At 67.2% G+C, this 25,353-nt stretch carries 25 protein-coding genes and 1 tRNA gene; 13 read left to right on the plus strand and 13 right to left on the minus strand.

The window, feature by feature from the left end:
• Positions 1-16: 16 nt before the first annotated feature.
• The 8 genes from ACFTOW_RS01625 to ACFTOW_RS01660 form a co-directional block, all read right to left on the minus strand.
• Positions 17-1,786, minus strand: coding sequence for an autotransporter assembly complex protein TamA (locus ACFTOW_RS01625; protein ID WP_379912417.1), 1,770 nt, complete (start codon positions 1,784-1,786; stop codon positions 17-19).
• 157 nt (positions 1,787-1,943) lie between these two features.
• Positions 1,944-2,873 (minus strand): AEC family transporter, encoded by a 930-nt coding sequence (locus ACFTOW_RS01630; RefSeq protein ID WP_379912419.1) that lies wholly within the window; start codon positions 2,871-2,873, stop codon positions 1,944-1,946.
• Positions 2,874-2,960: 87 nt separating this feature from the next.
• Entirely contained in the window at positions 2,961-3,758 is a 798-nt protein-coding gene (locus ACFTOW_RS01635) for an MBL fold metallo-hydrolase (protein WP_379912421.1), read from the minus strand.
• Complete coding sequence (locus tag ACFTOW_RS01640; protein ID WP_379912423.1) at positions 3,758-4,564, minus strand: TatD family hydrolase; 807 nt, start codon at positions 4,562-4,564, stop codon at positions 3,758-3,760. The genes ACFTOW_RS01635 and ACFTOW_RS01640 overlap by 1 nt, the downstream gene beginning before the upstream one ends.
• A gap of 15 nt (positions 4,565-4,579) precedes the next feature.
• Positions 4,580-5,728, minus strand: a complete 1,149-nt coding sequence (locus tag ACFTOW_RS01645; protein WP_379912425.1) for a DNA polymerase III subunit delta' — start codon at positions 5,726-5,728, stop codon at positions 4,580-4,582.
• Positions 5,725-6,282, minus strand: a complete 558-nt coding sequence (gene tmk, locus ACFTOW_RS01650) for a dTMP kinase (protein WP_379912475.1) — start codon at positions 6,280-6,282, stop codon at positions 5,725-5,727. Before tmk ends, ACFTOW_RS01645 begins: the two co-directional genes overlap by 4 nt.
• Positions 6,283-6,353: 71 nt before the next feature.
• A complete protein-coding gene (locus ACFTOW_RS01655) occupies positions 6,354-7,523 on the minus strand; it encodes a D-alanyl-D-alanine carboxypeptidase family protein (protein WP_379912427.1) in 1,170 nt (389 codons plus the stop codon).
• Between the two features lie 37 nt (positions 7,524-7,560).
• Positions 7,561-8,493, minus strand: coding sequence for an SPOR domain-containing protein (locus ACFTOW_RS01660; RefSeq protein WP_379912429.1), 933 nt, complete (start codon positions 8,491-8,493; stop codon positions 7,561-7,563).
• Positions 8,494-8,697: 204 nt separating this feature from the next.
• On the opposite strand from ACFTOW_RS01660, the gene ACFTOW_RS01665 reads away from it, so the two are divergent.
• The 7 genes from ACFTOW_RS01665 (at position 8,698) to ACFTOW_RS01695 (ending at position 14,258) form a co-directional block, all read left to right on the plus strand.
• Positions 8,698-8,787 (plus strand) — tRNA-Ser (locus ACFTOW_RS01665).
• Positions 8,788-9,108: 321 nt separating this feature from the next.
• Positions 9,109-9,492: a major capsid protein gene (locus ACFTOW_RS01670; RefSeq protein WP_379912431.1), complete on the plus strand. Its 384-nt coding sequence runs from the start codon at positions 9,109-9,111 to the stop codon at positions 9,490-9,492.
• Between the two features lie 129 nt (positions 9,493-9,621).
• Complete coding sequence (locus tag ACFTOW_RS01675; RefSeq protein WP_379912433.1) at positions 9,622-11,094, plus strand: alkaline phosphatase; 1,473 nt, start codon at positions 9,622-9,624, stop codon at positions 11,092-11,094.
• 116 nt (positions 11,095-11,210) lie between these two features.
• Positions 11,211-11,636, plus strand: a complete 426-nt coding sequence (locus ACFTOW_RS01680) for a hypothetical protein (protein WP_379912435.1) — start codon at positions 11,211-11,213, stop codon at positions 11,634-11,636.
• The gene (locus ACFTOW_RS01685) at positions 11,636-12,316 is read left to right on the plus strand and encodes an ABC transporter ATP-binding protein (RefSeq protein WP_379912437.1); all 681 of its coding nucleotides are present in this window, start codon (positions 11,636-11,638) and stop codon (positions 12,314-12,316) included. Before ACFTOW_RS01680 ends, ACFTOW_RS01685 begins: the two co-directional genes overlap by 1 nt.
• Positions 12,306-13,622 carry an ABC transporter permease gene (locus ACFTOW_RS01690; RefSeq protein WP_379912439.1) on the plus strand — a complete coding sequence of 439 codons (1,317 nt, stop codon included), beginning with the start codon at positions 12,306-12,308 and terminating at the stop codon, positions 13,620-13,622. Before ACFTOW_RS01685 ends, ACFTOW_RS01690 begins: the two co-directional genes overlap by 11 nt.
• 18 nt (positions 13,623-13,640) lie before the next feature.
• Entirely contained in the window at positions 13,641-14,258 is a 618-nt protein-coding gene (locus tag ACFTOW_RS01695) for a copper chaperone PCu(A)C (RefSeq protein ID WP_379912441.1), read from the plus strand.
• A gap of 170 nt (positions 14,259-14,428) precedes the next feature.
• Here ACFTOW_RS01695 and ACFTOW_RS01700 read toward each other — a convergent pair whose 3' ends face one another.
• Genes ACFTOW_RS01700 through ACFTOW_RS01710 form a run of 3 tightly spaced genes read right to left on the minus strand, consistent with a single transcriptional unit; the run spans position 14,429 to position 16,586 of the window.
• On the minus strand, positions 14,429-14,812 hold the full coding sequence (locus ACFTOW_RS01700; RefSeq protein WP_379912443.1) for a hypothetical protein: 384 nt from the start codon (positions 14,810-14,812) through the stop codon (positions 14,429-14,431).
• Positions 14,809-16,134, minus strand: a complete 1,326-nt coding sequence (locus tag ACFTOW_RS01705; protein ID WP_379912445.1) for a recombinase family protein — start codon at positions 16,132-16,134, stop codon at positions 14,809-14,811. Before ACFTOW_RS01705 ends, ACFTOW_RS01700 begins: the two co-directional genes overlap by 4 nt.
• Positions 16,131-16,586: a DUF2924 domain-containing protein gene (locus ACFTOW_RS01710; protein ID WP_379912447.1), complete on the minus strand. Its 456-nt coding sequence runs from the start codon at positions 16,584-16,586 to the stop codon at positions 16,131-16,133. Before ACFTOW_RS01710 ends, ACFTOW_RS01705 begins: the two co-directional genes overlap by 4 nt.
• Before the next feature lie 388 nt (positions 16,587-16,974).
• On the opposite strand from ACFTOW_RS01710, the gene ACFTOW_RS01715 reads away from it, so the two are divergent.
• The 6 genes from ACFTOW_RS01715 (at position 16,975) to ACFTOW_RS01740 (ending at position 24,309) form a co-directional block, all read left to right on the plus strand.
• Positions 16,975-17,688 (plus strand): hypothetical protein, encoded by a 714-nt coding sequence (locus ACFTOW_RS01715; protein ID WP_379912449.1) that lies wholly within the window; start codon positions 16,975-16,977, stop codon positions 17,686-17,688.
• 488 nt (positions 17,689-18,176) lie between these two features.
• Positions 18,177-21,668 carry a toprim domain-containing protein gene (locus tag ACFTOW_RS01720; protein ID WP_379912451.1) on the plus strand — a complete coding sequence of 1,164 codons (3,492 nt, stop codon included), beginning with the start codon at positions 18,177-18,179 and terminating at the stop codon, positions 21,666-21,668.
• Entirely contained in the window at positions 21,665-22,192 is a 528-nt protein-coding gene (locus tag ACFTOW_RS01725) for a hypothetical protein (RefSeq protein WP_379912453.1), read from the plus strand. The genes ACFTOW_RS01720 and ACFTOW_RS01725 overlap by 4 nt, the downstream gene beginning before the upstream one ends.
• Entirely contained in the window at positions 22,189-22,398 is a 210-nt protein-coding gene (locus ACFTOW_RS01730) for a hypothetical protein (protein WP_379912455.1), read from the plus strand. Before ACFTOW_RS01725 ends, ACFTOW_RS01730 begins: the two co-directional genes overlap by 4 nt.
• A 313-nt stretch (positions 22,399-22,711) precedes the next feature.
• Positions 22,712-24,088, plus strand: a complete 1,377-nt coding sequence (locus tag ACFTOW_RS01735; RefSeq protein WP_379912457.1) for a site-specific DNA-methyltransferase — start codon at positions 22,712-22,714, stop codon at positions 24,086-24,088.
• Complete coding sequence (locus ACFTOW_RS01740) at positions 24,085-24,309, plus strand: DUF7220 family protein (RefSeq protein WP_349940646.1); 225 nt, start codon at positions 24,085-24,087, stop codon at positions 24,307-24,309. Before ACFTOW_RS01735 ends, ACFTOW_RS01740 begins: the two co-directional genes overlap by 4 nt.
• Positions 24,310-24,362: 53 nt before the next feature.
• Here the strand turns inward: ACFTOW_RS01740 and ACFTOW_RS01745 are convergent, their stop codons facing one another.
• Both ACFTOW_RS01745 and ACFTOW_RS01750 read right to left on the minus strand, forming a co-directional pair.
• On the minus strand, positions 24,363-24,932 hold the full coding sequence (locus ACFTOW_RS01745; protein ID WP_379912460.1) for a DUF3489 domain-containing protein: 570 nt from the start codon (positions 24,930-24,932) through the stop codon (positions 24,363-24,365).
• A gap of 90 nt (positions 24,933-25,022) precedes the next feature.
• The gene (locus ACFTOW_RS01750; protein ID WP_379912462.1) at positions 25,023-25,247 is read right to left on the minus strand and encodes a hypothetical protein; all 225 of its coding nucleotides are present in this window, start codon (positions 25,245-25,247) and stop codon (positions 25,023-25,025) included.
• Between the last annotated feature and the right edge of the window lie 106 nt (positions 25,248-25,353).

Genomic DNA, 25,353 nt, shown 5'->3' on the forward strand with positions numbered 1-25,353 from the left:
TATGCCAGCGCCCAGGTCAAAACGACTGTCCGATGCCGATGTAGATTTGCACGCCGTCCCCGGTACTGCCCGACACGGGGGCCGCCACATCCAGCCGGATCGGCCCCACGACCGTGTCATAGCGCAGGCCAAGCCCGGCGCCGGCGTGCCAGTCGCCCGATCCATCGAAAAACGCCTCGGAGCCGACATAGCCGGCATCGACAAAGCCCACGGCGCTGAAATCACCGCGCACCTTGGCGCGCAGTTCACCCGACAGACCGACAAAGCTGCGTCCGCCGGATTTCAGGCCGCCAGTGGTCACACCAAGCGACTGATAGGGCTGGCCCCGCACCGTGCCGCCGCCGCCCGAATAGAACAGGAACCGTGGTGGCGTCCTGTCCAGCGCGGCCCCCAGCAGCGATCCAACCTGTGCCCGACCCGCCAGAACGAACCGTGCGTCATCATCCAGAGCGCGATAGGCGCGACCGTCCAGCATCAGGCGCCCGCCGGAATCGGCGCCCTCGATGCCTATGAAAGGCGTGATGTCGGCACGCAGAAAGCTGCCGCTTGTGGGGTTCAGGATTTCGTCGCGGCGGTCCCACGTCAGGGAAACAGGCAAGGTGAACAGCGTGAAGTCGCGGGTGCCGAAGGCGTCGGTGGTATCCTCGGTCTCAAGCCCCAGACCGACCTCGACCTCCAGCGTGTCGGAAAAGATCCGATGCGCGCCGACAATGATGCTGGCGCGGTCGGTTTCGAACTCGGGTTCGTCCAGACGCTCGACCAGGCCCTGAAACCAGAAACTGGTGTCGGGGCCATAGCTGGCAGGGCGTTCGCCGCGCACGCTCAGGCGATAGTTGGTGCCGCCGCGTTGCCCGCCGATGCCTGACACCTCGCCTTCGACGCGCAACCGTTCTGCCCCGCCCAACAGGTTGCGATGCATCCAGAAACCCGACAGGCGCAGCCCTTCAAAGCTGCTGATCTCGGCCCCGGCCCCGATGCGGCGGGGGGCCTCGTCGACCAGTTGCGCGGTGACATCCATGCGGTTGTCGGGCGGCACGATCGTGCCTTCCTCCAGCTGAACCGAGCGGAACGCCCCGGTGCGGCGCAACCGCTGGGCCGACAGGCGCAGCGCCTCGGGCGAAAACACCTCGCCCTCGGGCAGGCCCGCGATCTTGCGCACGCGGCGCGGGGTGACGGCACTGCCGGGGGCCACCTGCAGACTGCCAAAGCGCACCAGCGGGCCGGGGGCCAAGTCCACCTGCGCATCCAGACGGTTCGCGGCGTGATCGGCGGTGATCTGCTGGCCCGCAACCTCGGCGCGGGCATGGCCGGCTTCGCGCCAGCCCTCGACCGCGCCCTGCGTGGCATCGCGCAGAACGGTGGCGCGGGCACGCTGGCCGGTGGCGAACGCGGTCGGCAGGGCATGGTCGGGGGCAAGTGGCGCTATGCGGGTGGTGCCGAACCGGAAGGGCCGGCCCGGATCGACCGACACGGCGATGGTGCTGATCTGCTCAGGCGTGTCCAGTGGCGGGATCAACGCGGCCTCGCGCCCGTCGATCAGGATCGAGACCCGGCCGCTGTAATAGCCGTTGGCATACAGCGTCTCGACAAGGCGGTTGTAGTCTGACAGCGCCGCCGACAACAGGTCCTGTGGTTCGGTCGTGCCCTCGGCCTGTGCGCTGCGCAGGATCGAGGCGGTGTTCAACTCGGGCTCCAGCGTCTCGGCGGCTGGGCCGGTCACCGAAAGGTCCAGACTGTCGAGCGCCAGGACGGGCGACCACGCCCCGATTGCCAGACTTGCCGACACAGCCAGGGGTGAAAGGCGCAGGTAGCCCAAGATGCGACCCTTTCCGATACGAAAGCACATATCCAACAGTCATAGAAGCTTACCGCCGCGAGGGCCATGCGGATTTGGCCAATCGGCGGAAAACTGTTGATGACTTTATCGCGAGATCGCGGCCTTGTCAGGGCAACAGGTACAGCCAGACCCAGATCGTGCCGATCGACAGGGCGGTGGCGAGCAGGATCGATGATGCGGCGACGCGGCGGGCGCGGCCATACATGTTGGCAAAGACATAGGCGTTGATCCCCGGTGCCATCGCCGCAGTCAGGATGGCCGAGCGAAATGCCTCGGTCGGCAGTTTGTACAGCGTGCCCATCATCCAGGTGACGCTGGGATGCAGGATCAGCGACACCGCGCAGACATAGGCGATGATGCGGAAGTCCCCGTCAGGGCGATAGCGGTACAAGACGCCGCCCATTCCGAACAGCGCGCAGGGGATGGCCGCGCGCACCAGCATGTCCACCGCGTCGTTGAGGATTTGCGGCACCGGTGCACCGCTCAGGTTGACGGCAAAGCCCAGCAGGATGCCGATCACCAGCGCGTTGCGGAACATCGCGCGCGCCACCTTGGCAGGCAGGGCGCGGGCGGGCGTGCCGCGGGCGCGGGCAATCTCCATCGCGGTAATGCCCAGACCATAGCAGAACGGCGAATGGATGGCGACAATGGCATAGTTGGACTGCAATGCATCTGTGCCATAGGCGCGTTCGGTCATCGCCAGACCCAGCATCAGCGAATTGGCGAACAGGCAGGCAAAGCCGATCGCCACCGCATCCTCCCAGTCGCGGCCGAACAGATAGCGCCCGCCCAGCAAGCCAACGGCAAAGCCCGTGGTCGACCCGGCATAGAAGCTGACCAGCAGCGCCAGGTCGAAATTCTGCCCCAGATCCAGCGTCGAGATGGCGCGGAACAACAGCGCCGGAATGGCGAAATTCTGGGTGAAAGCCATCAGGCCATCCACGCCGCCCTCGGAAAACCAGCCGCGCCAGACGGCGACATAGCCGAACCCGATCACGGCAAAGACCGGCAGGATGACATCAAGCAGCGCCTGCATTACCGGGCCTTTTCACGGGTTGAGAGTGCGGGATGCCTCCGGCGGGAGTTTATCCGGCAAGATGAAGTTCGGACCGGGCGCAAACAGTTATACCGTATAACGAATAACCATCCCGTCATAGGCCGGGGTGATATGCTCGGGCGTTTCGTCCGCGACGGTCTGGTAATCCAGATCGATGTGCATGTTGGTCAGCACCGCCCGGCGCGGGGCCAGTTGGGTGATCCAGTCCAGCGTCTGGTCCAGATGCGCGTGCGTCGGGTGAGGCGTGCGGCGCAGCGCGTCGACGATCCAGCAATCCAGACCCTGCAACACCGGCCAGGCGTCATCGTAGATTCTGAGCACATCCGGCAAATAGGCCAGGTCACCCACCCGGAATCCCAGCGCGTCGATGGCCCCGTGGTTGACCTTGAACGGCGTCAGGGTGATCGGCCCGCCTGCCCCGTCCACGGTGACATCGCCCTTGATCGTGTGCATGTCCAGGATCGGGGGATAGGGGCTGTCGTCGGGCTGGACAAAGGCATAGCCGAACCGGGAATACAGATCATTCTGCGTGTCGCCATCGGCCCAGACCGGCAGGCGCTTGCGCATGTTGAACACGATCATCCGCAGATCGTCGAGGCCATGGACATGATCGGCGTGGCTGTGGGTCCAGATCACGCCATCCAAGGCGCCCACGCCCGCATCCAGCAACTGGCTGCGCAGATCGGGCGAGGTGTCGATCAAAACACGGGTGAGGCCCGCCTCGGTTTCACGCTCGATCATCATCGAGCAGCGACGGCGGCTGTTTTTCGGGTTCGTCGGGTCGCAATCGCCCCAATGCCCGCCAAGACGCGGAACGCCGCCGGATGATCCGCAGCCAAGGATGGTGAAACGCAGCTCGGCCATCAGGCGGCGGCCCTCCATTGCGCGGCTTTCCAGAACAGGCGGTCGAAATTGGCCTGCGTCTGCGCAGCGAAATCGGGGTATGGCATGCCGAACACCTCGGCCGCGACCTGCGCGGTGTGCGCGGTATAGGCGGGTTCGTTGCGCTTGCCGCGATGGGGCTTGGGGGCAAGATAGGGTGCGTCGGTTTCCACCAGCACGCGCTCGACCGGGGCGGCGGCGAAAATTTCGCGCACTTCGGAGGATTTTGGAAAGGTGGCGATGCCCGACATCGACAGGTAGAACCCCAGCTCCAGCGCCGCGCGGGCCAGATCCGGCCCAGACGAAAAGCAGTGCATCACGCAGGTATAGGGCCGGTCGCGGTGCATTTCGGTCAGGAGGCGCGCCATGTCGTCATCGGCGTCACGCGCATGGATGATCAGCGGCAGACCGGTTTCCTGTGCGGCCTGAATATGGATGCGCAGCGATTTCTTCTGCACCTCGGCACTGTCGGCGGTGTAGTGATAATCAAGCCCGGATTCGCCGATGCCCACGAATTTCGGATGTTGCGCCAGCGCCACCAGTTGATCCACGGCTGCCAAAGGTTCGTCAGCCGCGCTCATCGGGTGGGTGCCGGCGGCATAGAACACCGGCGCGTGATCTTCGGCGATGGCGCGCACCTGCGGTTCGTTGCGCAGCCTGGTGCAGATCGTGACCATGCGGGTCACGCCCGCATCAACCGCACGGGCGATGACGTCGGGCAGTTCATCGGCGAAATCGGGAAAATCCAGATGGCAATGGCTGTCGGTGATTTCGGGCGTTTCGGTCATAGCGTCCTTCGCGGCTTACGCGGCGGTTTGCTGAATCTTGAAGACCGTATCTAGGACAAGGGAGGCAGGGTCAAGGTTGACTGCCCGTGCATGGCCTACCCGTGCGCTGATGGTTTGCGCCAGATCGGCCCAGGCGCGGGCATGGCGCGGCGTGGGGGCCAGCCGTGCCAGCAGATCGGATTCGCCCGGGGCGGCGGGCACTTGCGGGGGGTGGCCCATCGCCCCGGTGCGCGCCAACCGCGCCAGCAGCAGATCCTGCAGGTGAAACAACAGATCCAGCCGCGCCTCGGCCCCGCGCGCGGCGGCCAGTTCGGCCAGTTTCAGCGCGCGCGGCCGATCCAGCCGGGGCAGTGTCGCATACAGCGCCACAAGATCAGCATAGAGTTTCAGCCCGTCCAGATTGATCAGGCGCACCGCCTCGCCCACCGATCCGGCGGAAAGCTCGGCCAGAGCGGCGGTATCGGCGGGCGTGTCGACGTCCGCCTGCGCCAGCGCCTGCTTCATGCCTTCAGGCGTCAGGGTGCAAAGCCGCAATTCGCGGCAGCGCGAGCGGATCGTGGGCAGCAGGCGCGAGGGCTGGTGGCTGACCAGCAAAAGGGTGGTGCGGGCGGGCGGCTCTTCGAGCATCTTGAGCAGGGCGTTGGCGGCCTGTGTGTTCATCTCGTCAGCGGCATCGACGATCACCACGCGCCGGCCCCCGTCCGAGGCGGACAGGTGGAGAAAACGGCCAAGTTCGCGCACTTCGGCCACACGGATGTCGTTTGAAAACTTGCCGTCCAGCAGGTTCTTGCGGCGTTCGGAGTCCTGCGAGCCTGCGCCGCCGCGCCGCAGCAGGTGCAACCCGGGTTCAGACAGCGCGCGCAGCCGATGCGCCACCGGGTGATCGGGGTCGATGTGCAAGGACGCCGGGGGCGGCGGTGCGCCGAACAGGCCATCCTCCTGCGCGTCAGGCGTCGCCAGCAGAAAGCGCGCGATGGCCCAGGCCAGCGTCGCCTTGCCCACGCCGCGCGGGCCGGTCAGCAGCCAGCCGTGGTGCAGACGGCCCGAATTCCAGCTGTCCAGAAACCCGGCCTGCGCTATATCCTGACCGATCACCCGCGCCGTGTGGCGCGGATGGGGGGCTCCGGCGATGCGGTCTGGTTCGGGGGTGTCTGTCTCGCTCATTTCAGGCGCGGTTCTACGACGGCGCGCACCTCGGCTGCAACCGCGTCGATCGCCTGCGCGCCGTTCACGATGACGATGCGGTCGGGGTGCTGCGCGGCCAGGTCAAGGAACCCTGCGCGCATCCGCTGCTGCAAATCGGCGCCGAAGGTCTCGAACCGTTCCTCGCCGCCGTTGCGCCCCAGCGCGCGCGACAATCCGGTGGCCGGGTCCATGTCGATCAGCACGGTCAGGTCAGGCTCGACCCCAATCATCAGATCATGCAGCGCATCGACCCGCGCGCGCAGGCCCGGGCCGCGCAGACCCTGATACATGCGCGTGCTGTCGGCAAAGCGGTCGCAGATCACCAGCTTGCCTGCCGCCAGCGCGGGCCGGATCGTGCGTTCCAGGTGGTCGCGCCGGGCGGCCGTGAACAGCAGCAACTCGGTTTCCGCCGACCAGCGGTCGGGATCGCCTTCAAGCACAAGCCGCCGGATATCCTCGGCCCCCGGGCTACCGCCCGGCTCGCGGGTCAGGACAACATCGTGCCCCATTGCACGCAGGCTGTCAGCCAGCATCCGGGCCTGGGTGGATTTGCCGGACCCGTCGATGCCCTCGAAACTGATGAAGCGCGCAGGCGCGTGCCGGGTCAAAACGCGCCCTCGGGCCCTTCGTTCAGCTTGCGCAAAAGCACGGTCGAGGCGGTGGTGATGCGCGAGATGAAGCCGCCGTTGTCGATCGCGCGATCCGCAACCAGCGTCACCCGGGTTTCGGGCAGGCCTTCGGGGGCAAAGATCAACTCGGCCAGAGGCTGGCCCTTTTCGATGGGCGCGCGCACCGGACCGGTATGGACGACCTCGGCAGGCACGTCATCGCCGCTCAGCACCGGCAGCAACACGGTCAGATCCTCGGCCGGCACCAGCCCGACGGTGGGTTCGGCCCCCATCCAGACATCGGCCTGCGCGATCACCTGACCCTGCGTGGCAAGGCGGCGTTCGGCAAACTGGCGAAAGGCCCAGTTGACGATCGCCTGGCTTTCCTCGGCGCGGGCCTGCGCGCTGGGAAGCCCGTTGACCACGAACACCACGCGCCGGTCCCCCTGTTGCGCCGAACCGGCAAGGCCATACCCAGCCTCTTGCGTATGGCCGGTTTTCAGCCCGTCCGCACCGATACCCAGACCCAGCAGCGGGTTGCGGTTGCGCACGTTCTGGGGCGCGCGCCCATCGAACAGGAACTCGGTTTCCGCGAACATCTGGTAGAATTCGGGGAAATCCTCGATGATCTTGCGCGACAGCAGGGCCAGATCACGCATGCTCATGACGTGGCCGTCCGCGGGCCAGCCGCTGGCATTCTTGAAGGTCGAGTTCGTCAGGCCCATCAATTGTCCGCGCTGGGTCATCAGGCGGGCAAACCCGGCCTCGGTGCCATCGGGGCTGAGGGTTTCGGCAATCACCACGCAGGCATCATTGCCGGACAGTACGATGATGCCGCGCAGCAGATCCTCGACGCTGACCCGGTCGGTGGTGTCCAGGAACATGGTCGATCCGCCAAAGCTCATCGCGTGGCTTGAAACGGGCAGCGTCTCGTCCAGCCGCAACCGACCGTCGCGCACCGCCTCGAACGCCATATACAGCGTCATCAGCTTGGACATCGAGGCCGGCGGCAGCGGCTGATCGGCATTCTTGGACAGCAAAATAGTGCCGGTCTTGATATCCACCACAAAGGCGGCGCTGGCACGGGTGTCAAAGGCCTGTGCCGGCAGGGCAAGCATCAGGCACGCCAGAAGCGGGGCAAAGGCGCGTTTGGCGAAACGAAGCATGGCGGCGGTTTCCTTTATTCTTGACCAGATCAGGCCGTCAGTTGGTCACAGCGTAGGCATCCGCAAAGCCCTTGTCCTTGATCTTTTTCAGCAGTGTCGCGCGCTCGGATGCGCTGGTGGCTGGTCCGACCATCACGCGCCAGAAGGTCTTGCCAGCCGTGGTCTGCTCCTTGACGGTCGGCACCATGCCTGCGGTACGCATGGATTGCGCGGTGTTCTGGGCATTGGTTTCGACGCTGAAGATGCCGATCTGGATGAACGGCTTGTCAAGGCCCGACGCGCGGGGCGGCGCGGAAGGCGCAGGCGTGGAGGCAGGTTGCGCGGCAGGCGCAGAGGCCTCCGGCCGGGCCTGCGGCCCCGTTTCTGCGGCAGTGATGGCGGCGCTGGCCACGGTCAGGGCATCGGGATCGGCCTCTGCCGGGCCAAGTTCGGTCTGGGCCACCTGCGCAGGGGCATCCAGCGTCTCTTCGCCCTCGGCCTGCGGCTGGTCGCCATCGGCGGGCACTTCCTCGCGCCGCAGGGCGGTGATGTTGAGCTCCATCGGCGCGCCTGCCAGCATCCCCAGCGCCGACGCGGCATCCGACGAGACCTGAACCGCCGGGCCCGGGTTTTCGCGCTCGCGGCGAAACAGCGCCCCGATCACGAACTTGTCGTCCTTGGTGCTGCGGATGATCACGCGCTCGGGCTCTTTCACATCCGGATGCGCCACCCAGACTCCACCCAGCGACGGACGACCATCCCAGAGACCGGCCTCGGTTACCTGAAACACTTCGGGTGCCTCGATATCGCGCTCCACCAGCCTGACCGATTGCGCATTCGCCGTCACCTCGGCGCCGGTGTCGGGCCGTTGTTCGAACAGGTTGAACTGACCCGCCTCGTCGCAGCCGGCCAGCGCCAGCACGACCACGCTGCCCAAGGCCAGACGGCTTGCGCGCGCCGCCGGTCGTCTGCCCATCGCCCTGATGTTCATGTCTTGCCCCTTGCCCTTTGCGCGGCGTCCCGCGCGCTGTGCCGGTTTACCCGGTCCTATGATGCCTCACATCCCCCGGAAACACCGGGGTCTTTCGCAGAAGATAGCGCCAGTCAGCGTTCAAGAAAAGAGTCCAGCCGCCAATCGGCGAAAATCCCCTTGAACATTGGTGCCTTTCTGACTCATACCCGGGCACGGCCCCGCGGAGGAGTGGCAGAGTGGTCGATTGCACCGGTCTTGAAAACCGGCGTGCGTGAAAGCGTACCGTGGGTTCGAATCCCACCTCCTCCGCCACTTGCCCCCGCGAAAGCGTTCTCCCGATCCGGCTCCGGCCGGATTTTCTCGTTGTTTTCGAGGGTTATGGGGGTAGGGCTGAGCACCGACGCTTGGGCCAAGAGGCACGGAAGCGGTCTCTCATGGCCGATATTCTCTGGACCTGATGACTGCGCCCGTTTGGTGAATTTCTTATAAAACCTTGTAATAGATGAAGAAAATCCAGCGTCCGAAATTGCTTGGATTGGAGTCGCGTTTGCGTCTGCCGCGACCGGGTTCGGAAGTTCTCAGGCCATCGCCCTTTCGAGCCTTTGCTTCCGACGCTCCCAATCGGGCATCACGTTGTCGAGGAGCTCGAAAAAGGCAGCGCCAGATGCGGTTGAGCGCGGCGTCGGCCTTGGTCCACACGGCGCTTCTCGCCGCGGGCAGGCGCTGATCGAGAACGTCGAGGACTCGATGGGCGGGCTCTCGGCCGGCGCGGTGCAGATCCGGGCCGAATGCGGCTCGGCCTTCTTCGCCAATCTCGCGGCCCACAAGGAGGTGCGCGAGACCTATCTCAACACCGCCGCCGCGGCCGATCTGCGGGGCCGCGTGGCCGACGAGGTGAGCTTCGGCGGCATCACCTTTCTCGATGGAAAGCCCGGGTTGGTTCTCAAAGGAAATCAACGGCGAAGGACGGCAAGATCAGTCTCCTCCCGAAAGCCAGGCAACCAGATAACAGGATGATATAACATAAATTTTCCTGTCTCGGGCGACGACTTTTGTGAGATTGTTACGCACCTGAAGCTAAACCGTCATCTTCGAGCTGTAGCGCATCAGCACGCCTAATGAGGGCGTCGCTGAGGAAGGAACGCTATGAGAAAGACAATCGCAGCATCCGTGCTGGCCCTGACCGCAGCAGGCGCCGTGCACGCGCAGGATATCCCGCAGGCCGACAACGACTGGTTCGTCGCCGGTCAGGCACGCCTGCAGGCCGAACTGGCCAAGCAGGTCAACACCAACCGCGCGCTGAACATCATCCTGCTGATCTCGGATGGCAACGGCGTCGGCACCAACTACGCCTCGCGCCTGTTCGCCGGCCAGCAGGAAGGCGGCTTCGGCGACGAATACGTCCAGCCCTTCGAGGCGTTCCCGAACCTCGCGCTGGTCAAGACCTACAATGTCAACGCCCAGACCCCGGACAGCGCCGGCACCGGCACCGCGATGATGTCGGGCGTCAAGACCAAGGCCGGGATCGTCGGCGTGAACGAGAACGTGGTCCGTGGCGACTGCTCGACCCTGCCGGGCAACACCGTGGCCTCGATGAACGAGATCATGACCGCGATGGGCAAGGAAACGGGCATCGTGTCCACCGCGCGCATCACGCATGCAACGCCGGCCTCGGCCTATGCCAAATCTGCGGACCGCAACTTCGAAGCCTCGGTGCCCGAGGGCTGCGACACGCAGAAGGACATCGCGACGCAGCTGTTCGACGCGATGATGGCCGGCACGATCGACGTGGCGATGGGTGGCGGCAAGCGCAACTTCCATGCCGATGAGGGCGGTCGCCGTCTGGACGGCATGAACCTGATCGAGATGGCCGAAGCCGAAGGCGTGCAGTTCGCCGACAGCCAGGCATCCTTCGACGGGCTGACGCTGGACGGCACGCCGATCCTGGGCCTGTTCGAGAACAGCCACATGATGTACGAAGCCGACCGTTCGGACGAGCCGAGCCTCGCCGAGATGACGGCCGCCGCGATCACCGCGCTGTCGGCCAAGGCGGGCGACAACGGCTTCTTCCTGCAGGTCGAGGCGGGCCGCGTGGACCACGCCAACCATGCCGGCAACCTGGCCCGCGTGGTGCGCGACCAGAAGGCGTTCGCCGACGCCGTGGCCATGGCCGACGAAATGACCGATGACGCGGACACGCTGATCATCGTCACCGCCGACCACGAGCACGCGATCTCGTTCAACGGCTATTGCGGGCGCGGTTCGAACATCCTGGGCCTCTGCATGGGCATCGACGGGGCCGGCGTTGGCCACAATGGCGAGCCCGAGCTTGCCTCGGATGGCAAGCCCTACACCGTGGCGGGCTACCTGAACGGCGCCGGCTCGGTTCTGATCGAGCAGCCGGACGGGTCGTATTTCGGTGCGCGCCCGAACGTGACCGAGGAAGAGGCGACCGACCTCGACTACCCCCAGCAGGCGCTGGTGCCCAAGTCTTCGGAAACCCATGCGGGCGAGGATGTGGCCGTCTATGCCAAGGGGCCCTGGGCCCATCTTCTGGACGGCACGATCGAGCAGAACGTGATCTTCCACGTGATGCACCACGCCGCGACCGTCGAGTGATCGCACCCTCGTGACATGGCATCGGCCCGGGGGCGTCACCCCGGGCCCCTGTCTTTTGCCGGTCACACTCTTCGTTTAGGTGCACAGGCGAAGACCCTTCGACAAGGAGCCTAAAGATGAAGCGCCGCACTTTGCTGACGACGGGCCTTGCCCTTGCCGCGACCCCGATCCTGACCGGGCGGGCGCGGGCGGAAGATGCCGCCAGGATCCGCGACCTCTACTCCGGCGGCCGCACACTGAGCGACTGGGCGCAGTCCAACGTGGGCGACCGCGTCACGTTCGAGGGCTACATGGCCCCGCCGCTCAAGGCGAACTCGAAATTCTTCGTGCTGACCGCGTTGCCGATGTCGGTCTGCCCCTTCTGCGAGACCGAGGCCGAGTGGCCCGACAACATCGTCGCGGTCTATTCGAAGCGCGTGATCGACGTGATCCCCTTCAACCGCAAGATCGAGGTGCGCGGTCGCTTGGAGACCGGATCGTATCGCGATCCCGAAACCGGCTTCCTGTCGCTTGTGCGGCTCGAGGATGCGACCTACGGCTGATGGGCCTGCCGCTCGCCATACGCGACCTCCAGGTCACTGGGCCGAATGGCCGCGTGCTGCTGGCGGTCGATGCGCTTGACGTGGCACCGGGCAGCCTCGTGGGTGTGCGTGGGCCGTCGGGCGCGGGCAAGTCCACGCTGCTTCATGCTCTTGGCGGGCTGTTGCCGGCCACCGGCACGGTGCGATGGGGAGACACCGACCTGCTGGCCCTGGCGGACGAGCGTCGCACCGGCTTCCGCGCCAACCATATCGGCATGATCTTCCAGGACTTCCTGCTTTTCGAGGAGTTGGGCAGCGCGGACAATGCGGCGCTGTCGGCGATGTTTGCGCCCCGCGCCCGCCGAATTGAGACCCGTGACGCGGCCGCCGCCAACCTGCGGCGTCTGGGTCTGGAGCCTGGCTCGCGCCCGGTGGCGAGCTTTTCGGGCGGCGAACGCCAGCGCGTCGGCGTGGCCCGGGCGCTCGCGTCGAACGCGCCGATCCTGCTGGCCGACGAGCCCACCGCCAGCCTGCACCGCGAAGCCGCCGACGCGCTGATCGGCGATCTGGTTGCCCTGACGCGCGAGCATGGCCGCACCCTGATTGCCGTCAGCCACGACATGCACCTGCTGGACCGGATGGACCGCGTGCTGTGGGTCGAGGACGGCATCCTGCGCACGGAGGGCCAGGATGCTGCGTGATTTCTGGGAGGGGCTGCCGGTTCTGGTGCAGGACGTGGCCGTGCTGTTGACGCTGCTGGCGCCGCTGCTGGTGATCGGCGCGCTGCTCTTGCGCGGCTTCGCGCCCTGGCCGCTGGTTCGCGCTGTGCTGTGGCGGTTCCGCTGGGCCAACGCCATGTTCGTCGCGCTCATCGCGATTTCCGTGGGCATGGGGATCGGGCTCATCGCGCAGGAACGCGGGCTGCGGCAGGGCACGGCGGCGGCGGCCGACAAGTTCGACCTGATCGTGTCGGCGCCGGGCTCGGAAATGACGATGATGCTGGCCACGGTGTTCCTGCAGCCGTCGGACGTTCCGCTGCTGGATGGCGAAACTTACAACAGCGTCGCGAACCACCCCAATGTGGACGTCGCCGCCCCGCTGGCCTTCGGCGACAGCTACGACGGCGCGCCGGTCATCGGCACGACCGAGGATTTCGCGCGCCACCTGTCGGACGACCGGATCGAGGGCCGCGTCTGGCAAACCCCGTTCGAGGCGATTGCCGGAGCGGCCGCCCCGGTGACGATGGGCCAGGCCTTCACCCCCGCCCACGGCATAGGGGACGAGGCCGACCCGGGCGCGCACGATCTCGTCGATTTCACCGTGGTGGGCACCATCCCGCGCACCGGCACCCCATGGGATCGCGCGATCCTTGTTCCGGTCGAGGCAGTCTGGGAGGTTCACGGCCTTGCCAACGGCCATGCGCCTGCCGCGGGCGACCAGCTTGGCCCGCCCTTTGATGCGGCTTACTTCCCCGGCACACCCTCGATCATCGTCCGGGCCGAGGCGCTCTGGGCCAATTATGCCCTTCGGTCCGAATTCAACCGCGCGAACGAGACGATGGCCTTCTTTCCCGGCACTGTGCTGGCGAACCTCTACCGCGTGATGGGCGACGTCCGGCAGGTCATGTCGATCATGTCGATGGTCACGCAGGTACTGGTCGCGGCCTCGGTGCTGCTCGGCCTGTTCATCCTGACGCGGCTGTTCCGGCGGCAGGTGGCGATGCTGCGCGCGCTCGGCGCGCCGCGCCGCTTCGTCCTATCGGTGGTCTGGAGCTATGCCGCGAGCCTGCTGGTCGCCGGCACCGCCGCGGGCATCGTCCTGGGTGTCGCTGCCACCGCCGCGATTTCCACGGTGGTCACGCAGCGCACCGACATCCTTGTGAACGCCTCGCTCGGCTGGGGGGAGATCCACCTGGCCGCTGCCTTCCTTGCCGGCACGAGCCTGCTGTCGGTCCTGCCTGCCCTTGCAACCCTGCGCCAGCCCGTCGTCGAGGGGCTGCGCGCCTGACTTGTCCGGAGACCTGCCATGCCCCGCATCTCATCCACCACCAGCCTTCTCGCCCTGCTGGCCGCGCTGGCCCTGACCGGACCCGTCGCAGCGGATGAGGGCCACGACCACGACGCCGAGACCGCCGAGGCGCACGACGAAGCGCACGGCCACGATGACGACCACGGGCACGGCGACGACGACGACGACCACGACCACGACGACGATCATGCGGACGAGGGCGACGATGCCCACGCCTTCGAGGGCGCCGGCGTAAAGGTCGTGCATCCCTGGATGAACGCGACCTCCGGACGCGAGGCGCTGATCTTCTTCGAACTGGAAAACACCGGCGCCGAGTCGGTGTCGCTGAGCGGAGCCGAGGTGCCGTTTGCCGAGGAGGCAATGCTCGTCGGCTTCGCTCTGGAGGGCGGCGAAGGCACCTACCAGGCGCTGCCTTTCGTGCCGGTGCAACCTGGCCGCAGCCTCGACCTTGCCCCCGAAGGTCTGGCCATCCTTGCCTCTGGTCTGACGCGGAGCTTCGAAGAAGGCACTACCGCCAGCATCACGCTGCTGACGTCTGCCGGTGAAATCGCCCTGACCGTGGCGGTTGAGTCGAAAAACGCTCGACAGCACAGCCATGCGGGGCACAACCACTGACAAGGCGATCAGTCGGCACCGGAGGCGCGGGACCGCTACGGCAGACTTGGCGTCTGGGGAATATCCTGTACGGTTCTGCAGGATCTCTTTTCGATCACGGTCATCGAAATGTCGGTTTCGGACCTTCGTCGCGTCGCTCAGGATTGTCTGCAAAGGGCCGTGAGCGTCGATCAGAGCAAGGCTTGCTGCTGCTCGGGCCACTCCACCGGAAACGGCTCCAGCACCCGCCCCAACGTCACTTCCGGCCCCTGCTTCCCGTCGAGGATCGCCTCGACGATGTCGGGCGCGAGCAGTGTGAGCCGCAGAACGCGGGTCATGTAGGAGGGAGCGATGCCCTCGCGCTCTGCCAGTTCGGAAATCGACGCGAACTCGCCCGACTCCAGCATCCGCTTCCAGCGGAACGCGCGGGCCAGCGCCTTGACCAGTGTGTTGTCTGTCCGCCGCGGTTGCGTGGCACCCTCAGGCAATTGCATCTCCTTCCGCCCGCCGCGCTTCACAACGCGGAACGGGACGTGGAGTGTCACGGTTTCGGGGACTGGCGCGCCGCGCGTCACGCAGCTTCTCCGATTCCACCGACCAGCATTTCGCGGGCTAGACCGCCGAGGCCGTCGACGCGCAGGCGGAAGTTGAGACCGTTCGCGCCGATATCGACGCGCTCGACCAACAGCGTGACAATGCGCGTCTGCTCTGCGGGGAACAACTCGTCCCAAAGCGGATCGAGCTGCTGGAGGGCTGAACGCGCGTCGTCCTCGGTGATGTCGTCGGCGTGAGCCCGCGCCCCCTTCCAGGTCCCCGCCACGATCTCGGGCTGGCGGAACACGGCGCGGAGCTGGTCGATGACGGCGGCCTCGATCTCGCCAGCTGGCACGCGGCCGACTGGGCATGATCCGGCGCCGTGTTTCAGCACCGTCTGGCTGACGTAGTAGCGGTACAGCCGTCCGCCCTTGCGGGTGTGGGTTGGTGAGAACGCGGCGCCATCGGGGCCGAAGAGCAGCCCCTTCAGCAGCGCGGGCGTCTCGGCGCGGGTACGAGCGGCGCGCTTGCGCGGGCTCTCCTGCAGGATGGCGTGGACACGGTCCCACGTCTCTTGGTCGATGATGGCGTCGTGCTCGCCGGGATAGCTCTCGCCTTTGTGGACCGCCTCGCCGATGTAGGCGCGGTTGCTGAGCATCCGATAGACGTACTTCTTGTCGATCCTGTTCCCGCGCGGGGTGCGGATGCCGCGCGCGCCGACCTCCCGCGCCAGTTCCGTGCATGACCCGATCTCGAGGAAGCGGGCGAAGATCCAGCGCACATGCGCGGCGCTCTCGTCGTCGACCACCAGCTTCCGGTTCTCGACGCGGTAGCCGAAGGGCGGCACCCCGCCCATCCACATGCCCTTCTTGCGGCTGGCGGCCACCTTGTCGCGGATACGCTCGGCCGTCACCTCGCGCTCGAACTGGGCGAAGGACAGCAGGATGTTGAGCGTCAGCCGGCCCATCGACGTGGTGGTGTTGAACGACTGCGTGACCGAGACGAACGTCACGCCGTTCCGGTCGAACACCTCGACCAGCTTTGCGAAGTCGGCGAGCGAGCGCGACAGGCGGTCGATCTTGTAGACCACGACCACGTCGACCAGCCCGTCCTCGATGTCCTCCAGCAGCTGCTTCAGGCCGGGCCGCTCCAGCGTGCCGCCGGAGATGCCGCCGTCGTCATACTGATCGCGCACCAGCACCCACCCCTCGGACCGCTGGCTGGCGATGAACGCCTCGCAGGCCTCGCGCTGGGCATGCAGGCTGTTGAACTCCTGCTCCAGCCCTTCCTCGGAGGATTTGCGGGTGTAGACCGCACAGCGCAGCTTGCGGACGACCTTCGATTTTTCCGGCGACTTCGTCATGTTCGCCCCCTGTGGTTCTTGAGCCCGAAGAACACCCACCCGTTCCAGCGCGTCCCGGTGATGGCCCGCGCGATGGCGGACAGCGACTTGTAGGGACGCCCCTGCCACTCGAAGCCATCGGCTGTGACGGTGACGACCTGTTCGACGCCCTGCCACTCGCGCAGCAGCCGCGTTCCGGTGATCGGGCGGTTGCGGTCGGCGCGGATGCTGCGCTTCGTCCTGTCGCCGCCGTCCAGTTCCTCGCCCAGCCGTTCCAGCCGCCGGATCGTCTCCGGTTTCAGCCCGCCATAGGCGAGTTCCTGGATGCGATAAGCTATGCGGCTTTCGAGATAGCGGCGGTTGAACGGCGGCGGCTCGCTGTCGAACAGGTCGCGCCACTGCTTCTTCAGGTCGGGCGTCGGCGTGGTTTTAAGCGCGGCCAGGCGCGCGGGAATGGGATCGTGGGTCGTCATGCGGTTCTCCGGTGAGTTGGAGTTGCATGACGGCATTGGTCGGGCGGATAGTGTAGGCAACGTTCTCCAGTATCTTCAGATAATTCGCCCCCATCCCGCATCCGCAACCGGACCAGCCCGAGCGCCAGCAGGCCGCACAACTCGGTGCGGCGCTCTGCCGGCGTCATCGCCGAAGGGGCGAGCGGGTTGGGGCGACGAATGGGACCGGGATCGAACATCATGATCCATCGGTGCCGGATTGCGCCGCCGGCCGCGACCTCGGAACGGGTCAGCCCGCGACCGACAGGAAAGGGTGAACCCCTCCGGTGTTGCAACACCTTGGTGGGTTGAGGGGTCAGGGCGTTCCCATTATGTTCGACCGGTCCCCAATTGATTCACGAGGCCGCCCATGTCGCTGCAAACGCTCGATCGTACCCAATGGAGTTATGCAGAGGCGCTGGCCCATGTGCAGACCGTGACCGTCGCGCGGCGCGCAGTGGAAGCGGCAAAGCTGCCGCCGAAGCCTGTGCCGGAATACCAGACCTGGAACCCGCCGCAGGATCCCGCGGTGGCCTGGAAGGCGGAAGGGGAGACCGAGTTGCTCGTCGCGCTGAGGGACGGCGATCTTCTGGCGCAGGGCCGTTACACCGAAGAGCGGACGCATGGCTGGGGAAATGGCGGCAGCAGCAGCGGCTTCGGTCTGCATTCGGGCTACCACACCAGCATCCGCCCGGAGCAGTGGCGCGAGGGCAAGTGTTCATTCGGGCGACTGACCGCGCGGGATTGGGAATTCATCGACATCCGCGTGGCGCGTTTCCTCGTGAAGGCGATCTGGCCGGATTACATCCCGGAGCCGGTGCGGCCTGCACAGGACGCGGCAGATGCGATTTACACCACGCCCTATCTCGAGCTGATGCAGGCGGCGATTGCGAAGTTCGGAATCACGCCCGAGGACCAGGGCAAGAAGGACTGCCTCGTCGACTGGTTCCTCGAACAGCAGATCGAGGGCGAGCCGGTGTCGAACAAGCTGGCCGATGCCATGGCCACGCTGATCAGGCTGCCATCGGCACAGCGCGGCGGCGCGAAGCGGGTGCTGGGGCCCGATCTGCGCCAGACCGGATAGGATCGGCGAGGGCGCCGGCAAACGCGTTGACGAGGACAACGCGATTTGACGGAGGCTGACTTGGGCCCGTCCCGTTAGCCTCGCCCTCAATACGGCTGGTATAGATGCGGCCCCCGGACGCTGGGCGTCTCGATGACGGAGTGAACCGTTCACCCTGTTCGCGCGGACGAGGGGTCAGCCCTCTGATCGGCCGCGGCCGCTGAGGGCGCTCCACAAGGGTCGTTGGGCCCGTTGGGGTTCACCCATGATCTAATTTGATTTCAATGCCTTGCCGGAAGGGGTCACCCCTTTCCGCAGAGGCTTCGCGTGACCGGGCGGACCGGTTCCGACGTCGCGAGAGTGGCCCTAAGGGCGGCAGAACCGGGGGCAACAACGCCCTAATCCGGTTCCCCAGCCCCCGTGTCCGCTCGTCTCCGCCACCTCCTGCGCCCTGCCGCCTCGGCCCACCGGCCGACTGGCGTGCATGCGCCCGTTCCGCGGGGGCGGCGATGAGTGGGCGGGATTGGCGGGCCTTCGATGCGGAGCTGCGCGCCCGCGTGCCGGAGCTGGCGGTGGAGCTTCTGGGCAAGCCGACCTTCCGGGCGGGCCAGGAATGGCGCTGGGGGCGCAAGGGCAGCCTCGCGGTCGTGATCGGCGGCGCCAAGGCGGGCATGTGGTTCGACCATGAGGCGGGCGACGGCGGTGGTTTCGTCGATCTGGTTGGCCGGGATCTCGGTCTCTACCGAGGCGACGCGCTGGACTGGACGGCCGATCGTATCGGCATCGGGCGACGCCATCGGCCGACCCGGACGCACCCGGCGCCATCGTTCCTGTCGACGAACAAGCCGGTTTCACCTCCGGCCCAGCCGGGCGCGGAAACCGCGCCTCAGACGCCTCACGACGATGCGGACCCGGCCGTCTCCCGTGCAGAGGAAGCCGCAGCTTGCGCCAAGCGGATCTGGACCAGCGCACGTCCAGCCCCGGATGACCATTCCTATCTCACTGCCAAGACGGTTGCGCCGCGCGGCTTGCGCATGGACGCGCGCGGACATCTCGTCGTGCCGCTGCAAGACGGCGACGGCCGCCTGCACACTGTTGAGACCATCGGGCCGGACGGGGCCAAGCGCTTTCTGGCCGGCGGGGCCAAGAAGGGGCATTTCGCGTTGGTGGGCGCGGAGCCCGGACCGCTCGCAGAGCCCTCCGGCCCCGTCCTGATCTGCGAGGGCTGGGCGACCGGCGCGAGCCTGCACCTCGCCACGGGCCATACCGTGATCGCGGCGATGGACGCCGGCAACCTGATGCCCGTCGCCGAAGCGCTGCGGGCGCGCTTTCCGGCGGCCGACCTCGTCCTGGTTGCCGACAACGACACGAAGCCCGACCGCGACAGCAATCCCGGCGTCGAGGCGGCCCGCACGGTCGCGCTCGCGGTCGACGGCCGTCTTGCCGTGCCCGACAGCCCTGGCGACGCCAACGACCTTTTCTGCGCCGAGGGTCCGGACGCCGTCGCGGCGCTGGTGGCCAGTGCCGCCCGGATTCCGCCGCCGCCGCCGACATATCCCGCGCCGACCCTCACGCCCGACGAAGCCCGCGCGAGCCTCGCCGAGGCCATCGCCGGCTTCATGGTCGCCATCCCGGACTACTGGGCCGCGGTCGAGGCGGCGCAGGAGGAGGCGAAGACTCCCGACGCGGACCGCGATCCTCTGGATTTCAACATCGTGGCGCGGGCCGCCCTGCCGCCGCTCCTCGGCCTTCCGGTGGACGTGGGTCTCGGCAAGACCTCGAGCGCGCGCACCGCCATCGCCGAGCTGATCGCCGCGGGCGGGCTTGGGCCACGCAAGGTCATCTATGCCGTCCCCCGCCACGATCTCGGAGCCGAACAGGTCGCGGCCTTCGAGGCCTTGGGTCTCACCACCATGCTCTGGAAGGGCCGCACGGCGTCCGATCCCACCGACGACAACCCCGACCGGCTCATGTGCCTCGACACGGAGGCGACCTTCGACGCGCTCGAGATCGAGCATCCGGTCGAACAGAGCTGCTGCAAGGTGAAGACCGGCGCGGAGTTGCTGCTTTGCCCCTGGTTCCACGATTGCGGCTACCAGCGCCAGAAGCCGCTGGCGCAGGCGGCGCAGGTCATCGTCTGCGCCCATGACAGCCTTTTCCACATGAAGCCGCAGGCCATCGGCGAAGTCGGGCTCCTCGTCATCGACGAGGCCTTCTGGCAGTCCGGGCTGCGCGGTCTCGACGGCAAGGCGACGCTGACGCAGGACGGGTTGGAGCCCGGCCGCACCTCGCTCACCTGCTACAACGGCAAGGGAAAGATGGATGTCGGCGCCACCGCCGACCTGATCGCCGCGCGGGAACGGCTCTGCAAGGCGCTGCGGGTCACGGAGCCGGGTCCGCTGCGCCTCGGGCTGCTGGAAGCCGTCGGTCTCACGCCGGACGACTGCCGCAATGCCGCGACGCTGGAACGCCGCCGGATGCGCGACGCGGGCCTCCGTCCCGGCATGTCGCCGGTCGAGCGGCGCAAGCGCATCGAGGCAGTCCTGCCGCCCGCGGGCGAGCCATGGGCGCCGCCCGGGCGCAGCGCCACGCTCTGGCTGATCCTCGCCGAGGCGCTGGAGAACGGCCACGATGTCGCCGGTGCCGAGCTCGTCCACGAGATGACCGAGGCCGGTTCGGTCCGCGCCCTCCGCCTGCGCTGGCGCAGCCGCATGCGGACCGGCTGGGCGGCCCAGGCGCCGATCCTGCATCTCGATGCGACGCTGCGGCCGGAACTCGTCCAGACCTACCTGCCTCGGATCGACATCGGCACGCCCGTCGCCGCCCGCCAGCCCCATGTCCGCGTCCGTCAGGTCACCGGCAGCCCGACCTCGGCCCGCGCCCTGACGCCGGCCGCCGATGCGCCCGAGCGGGATCGCAAGGCCGCCGCCACCCGTCTGCGCGACCTCCGCGCCTGGATCGACCTCCGCGCGCGGCAGTGCCATCGCCCCGGCCAGGCAATCGATCTTTTGGTGGTGGGACAGAAGGCGGCCATCGATGCGCTGCGGTCGGCCGGACTGCCGTCGCGGGTGGAGGCTGTGCATTTCAACGCGCTGAGCGGTCTCGACCGCTGGGGCGGGATCGGCGGCATGGTGATCCTCGGCCGCACGCTTCCCGCGCCGCGCACGGTGGAACTGATCGCGATTGCGCTGACCGGCCGCGAGCCCGCGCCGAACCCGGAGGATGCGTGCTGGTGGTATCCGATGGTGGAGCGCCACATCCGGCTCCCGGGCGACCGGACCGCGCCGCTCGCGATGGAGGAACACGCCGATCCCATTGCCGAGGCCGTGCGCTGGAGCATCTGCGAGGGCGAGCTGATCCAGGCGATGGGGCGCGGGCGCGGTGTCAACCGCACCGCCGCCACGCCGCTCGAGATCAACCTGCTCACGGACGTGGTCCTGCCGGTGACGGTGGACGCGCTGGTGCCGTGGTCCGACCTCCGCCCGACCCGGCGCGACCTGATGGCGCTCACCGGCGTCGTGCTCGAGAACGCCGCGGACATGGCCGCCTGCTTTCCGGAGCTCTGGCCGACCCGCGAGGCCGCGAAGAAGGACGGCCAGAGGAAGGGGACAAATGACTATTATAGAGACCTCTATAATAGCAGATTGTCCCCATCCTCGGCGGAGGTGACCTATCGCCCGCAGGGTCCCGGCCATCGCGCCCGGACCGCCCGCGTCGATCTCTCCCGCATTGCCGATCCGGAAGCCTGGCTCACCAATCGCCTCGGGCCGCTCGCCAGCTTCGAGATGCGGCCGATCGTAGGCGCCGACATCGACGCCCCCGATGCCAACTGCGTCGCGCGCCTCGACGCCCTCGCATCCCGCCTGACCGCCAGCATGCAGGCAGTGCTCGACGCGCGCCGCGCTGCGCTCGAAGCGCTGTCGGCGCGGCTAGACGCCGCGAAGCCCGCCGCCCTGCGCCGCACCCACCACCCCGAACCCACAGAGGAGATAGACGCATGATGTTCGACAGGATGCGTGTCTACGACGCCGGGCGCTTCCACGACACGGAACTGCCCGACTGGTATCGCGAGGCCCAAAGCCTCAGCCAGTCGGAGCGCCTCGATTGGCATTGCGCGCTCGAGCGTGTTCTCGATTGCGAATACACGCTGCTGACGGAGGACTGCACGGCCAGCACCGGCCTCGAAATCCGCTTCTGGCCGAGCGAGACGAACGGCATCCTCGTTCTGATCGAGGACCCCCTCGGGCTCGTCGAGCAGGTCGTCATTTTGAACCCGACCGACTGGCTTCCGTTCCTCTCGAGATACCTCGCACCCCTGATCGCAACCTCGACGCAGAGTGCCCTGCTGCAGATGCAGGGCAGGATCGCCAACACCCTGATCGCATGGGCGCGCCACGGCGAAGGCAGCCATGTCGATCGCGAGACTGGCCTCAGCCGGATCGACCTCGACAACGACCGCGATCGTCGCCGTGCCCAGCAAGCCCGCGCGGCCATGGAAAGAGAGCGACAGGAGGGGCGCGCATGACCGGGATGCGGTTCATGCCGAAAGGCTACGGAGGCGAGCGGCGCGATCCGGATCGCGTGAAACGGGATGGCTGGAAGGAGCAGGGCGTGCTGGCTGTTTCGATTGACGACGAGCGACTGACCTGGCCCGAGAAGGAACTGGTCCGGCAACTCGGGGATCGGCTCTATGGCCAGCGACCGGGACAGCCGGAGACGACCGACGCCTGACCGGATTCTCTGTGGACCCCGGACTCCGGACCGGGGTCCATCGGGGGTCCATGGCCTGCCCGGGGAGTTTCTGGTTCCTTTCCGGGCACTTACGTATACGGGCGGGCGAAGCGCGGGACATCGCCAGCGACAGGGCCGGATTTTTGGGAAGCCACCCGGAAGCCGGAGCCGCGCGCGCCCTGCGCAAACACCAATGAACGCTGACCTTCGGACCGGACACCGCTGGTGGCCGCTGGACCCCGCTTGGAGTCCGGCCCGGCATCCGGAGTCCGGAAGCCACCAGCATCCACCCGCCCGAGGAACCTTGCCCACCATGACGCTGAGCTTCGCCCCAGACGCGATCGAGACGTGGCCGCTGTCGCGCCTCCAGCCCTACGCGAAGAACGCGAAGGCGCATGGGGCGGACCAGGTGGCGAAGATCGCCGCCAGCATGGCGGAGTTCGGTTGGACCGTGCCCTGCCTCGTCGGTGAGGATGGCGAGCTGATCGCGGGCCACGGCCGTGTGCTCGCCGCCACGCAGCTCGGGTTGACCGAAGCGCCGGTGATCGTGCTGGGGCACCTGACCGAGGCGCAGCGCCGGGCCTACCGGATCGCGGACAACAAGCTGACGGAACTCGGCACCTGGGACGAGGCGCTGCTGTCGGCGGAACTGAACGACCTGCTGGCCGAGGATTTCGACCTGTCGCTGGTCGGTTTCTCCGACGGCGAACTCGACAAGCTGCTGGCCTTCGTGCCGGAGGGGGATGAAGAAGTAGGCGGCGCCGGGGGCTCAGTGCCGCCGGTGACCATCCCCGAACCGCCGCGCAACCCGGCGTCGCGCAATGGCGATCTCTGGATCCTCGGCGACCACCGCCTGCTCTGCGGCGACAGCACGAGCCATGACGATGTGCGCCGCCTGATGAACGGCGAGCGCGCCGTGCTGTTCGCGACGGACCCCCCGTATTTGGTCGACTACGACGGCTCGAACCACCCGACCCGCAACAAGGATTGGTCTGCCTCCTACGGCACGACCTGGGACGACAGTTCGCAGGGCGCAGAGCTCTACGACGGCTTCATCGCTGCAGCCGTGGCGGAAGCCATCACCGAGGACGCCGCGTGGTACTGCTGGCACGCCTCGCGTCGCCAGGCGATGCTGGAAGCCTGCTGGGAAAAGGCAGGCGCCTTCGTGCACCAGCAGATCATCTGGGTGAAGGACCGCGGGGTTCTGACCCGCTCCCATTACCTCTGGAAACACGAGCCCTGCTTCATGGGCTGGCGCCGCCCGAACCGCCCGCCGAAGGTGGCCGAGCAGACGCTGCCATCGACCTGGGAGATGCCTTCCTTCGCCAAGGACGAGCGTCCCGACCACCCGACGCCGAAACCGCTCGACGCCTTCGGCATCCCGATGCGCCAGCACGTCGCCCGAGGCGGCCTCTGCTACGAGCCCTTTTCGGGGTCGGGTTCGCAGATCATCGCAGGCGAGGCCAACTGCCGCCGCGTCTTCGCGATGGAAATCAGCCCGGCATATGTCGATGTCGCTGTCGAACGTTGGCAGGCCGAAACCGGCCGCGACGCGGTTCTCGACGGCGACGGACGCACCTTCGCGCAGGTGAGAACCGAGCGGCTGGGCGACGGTGCCGAAGCCCCGGCCCATACGCCGGACACGGACGCAGCCCCCGAACCTGCGCGAAAGCGCAAGACCACCGCATGAAGCAGTCGCGCCTCATGTCGCTGGTCGAATCCGTCGCCAACGTGATCGTCGGCTACGGCGTTGCGGTCGTCACGCAGATCCTGATCTTCCCGGTCTTCGGGCTGCACACGACGCTGGCGCAGAACCTGAAGATGGGCGCCATCTTCACCATCGTGTCGATAGCACGTTCCTTCGCCCTGCGCCGGGTGTTCGAGGCCATCCGGATGCGGAGCGCAAAATGATCGACCGCCGCCCCGGCGGGACGGCGGCCATCGACTTATCGGGGTCCGTTGCGTCAGGCGGCAGGAAGTTTGTACACGCGCCCCCGATCCTCAACCTTCTCGGAGGTCATCTCGAGCCCGAGTCTCTTCTTCAGCGCCCCGGCCATCGCGCCACGCACCGTGTGCGACTGCCAGCCCGTCGCGGCCATGATCTCCGCGATGGTCGCGCCGCCCGGCGCGCGCAGCATGGCGATCAGCGTCGCCTGCTTGGTGCCCTCGCGCGGCGTGCGCGCCTTGGGCGCGGCTGCGGGCTCGGTGGGGATGTCCTGCGAGGCCTCCGCACTCGGCGCGTCCGTCGCGCCCGCAGGCACGTTCGGGTTCTCGATCTCGATGCCGATGGCGGCGAGGCCCGCGTCGGTGGCGATCAGCGTGACGCCGTGGCCGTCGCCGGTCTCGCGCCAGACGGGCTCGCCCTTGCGCATGTCGGCGTCGACCTCCTGCAGGAAGCCCTTGACGAGCATCGCGCCGACCACCTTGGCGGCGGCGCCGCCGCGCAGGCTCTCGGGCAGCGGCAGAGCGATATGCTCGGGCCGCTGAGCGGCGGCGCTCAGGATCAGGGCTTGGGTGTCGGAAAGCTTGGTCATCGTCGTCTCCCGTATCGGGGCGCGCGGAATGCGGGCCCTTCTACGAGGCCGAGCCCGCCAGTCGGCGGGCGGGACCGGGAGCGTGTCGCCTTACTCGGCGTGTTCGCCTTCGTGGAATGCCATGTCGGTGATCTCGCGCAGCTTGGCGCTGTAGTGGTTCAGGGTGCCGACATGGCCCCAGTTGATCTCGTCGGGGTGGGTCTCGAAATGGTCCGCGCTCAGGGCGGCGAGCCGCTCCAGCATTGCGTCGATCTCTGTCTTCGCGGCGATGAAGGCGTCGAGGGCTTTCGTGTTGTCGGTCGCGCGGCGGGTCATCGGGGTGGCTCCTTGGTGAGTTGCATCGTCCTTCTGAACGGACGTTCGCTCCGGTCGCGCTGCTTATCAACTCTATAAGCACATGATTTTGAATGATAATCGGAGA

It is taken from the genome of Lacimonas salitolerans (genome assembly GCF_042677865.1).
Classification (GTDB): domain Bacteria; phylum Pseudomonadota; class Alphaproteobacteria; order Rhodobacterales; family Rhodobacteraceae; genus Lutimaribacter; species Lutimaribacter salitolerans.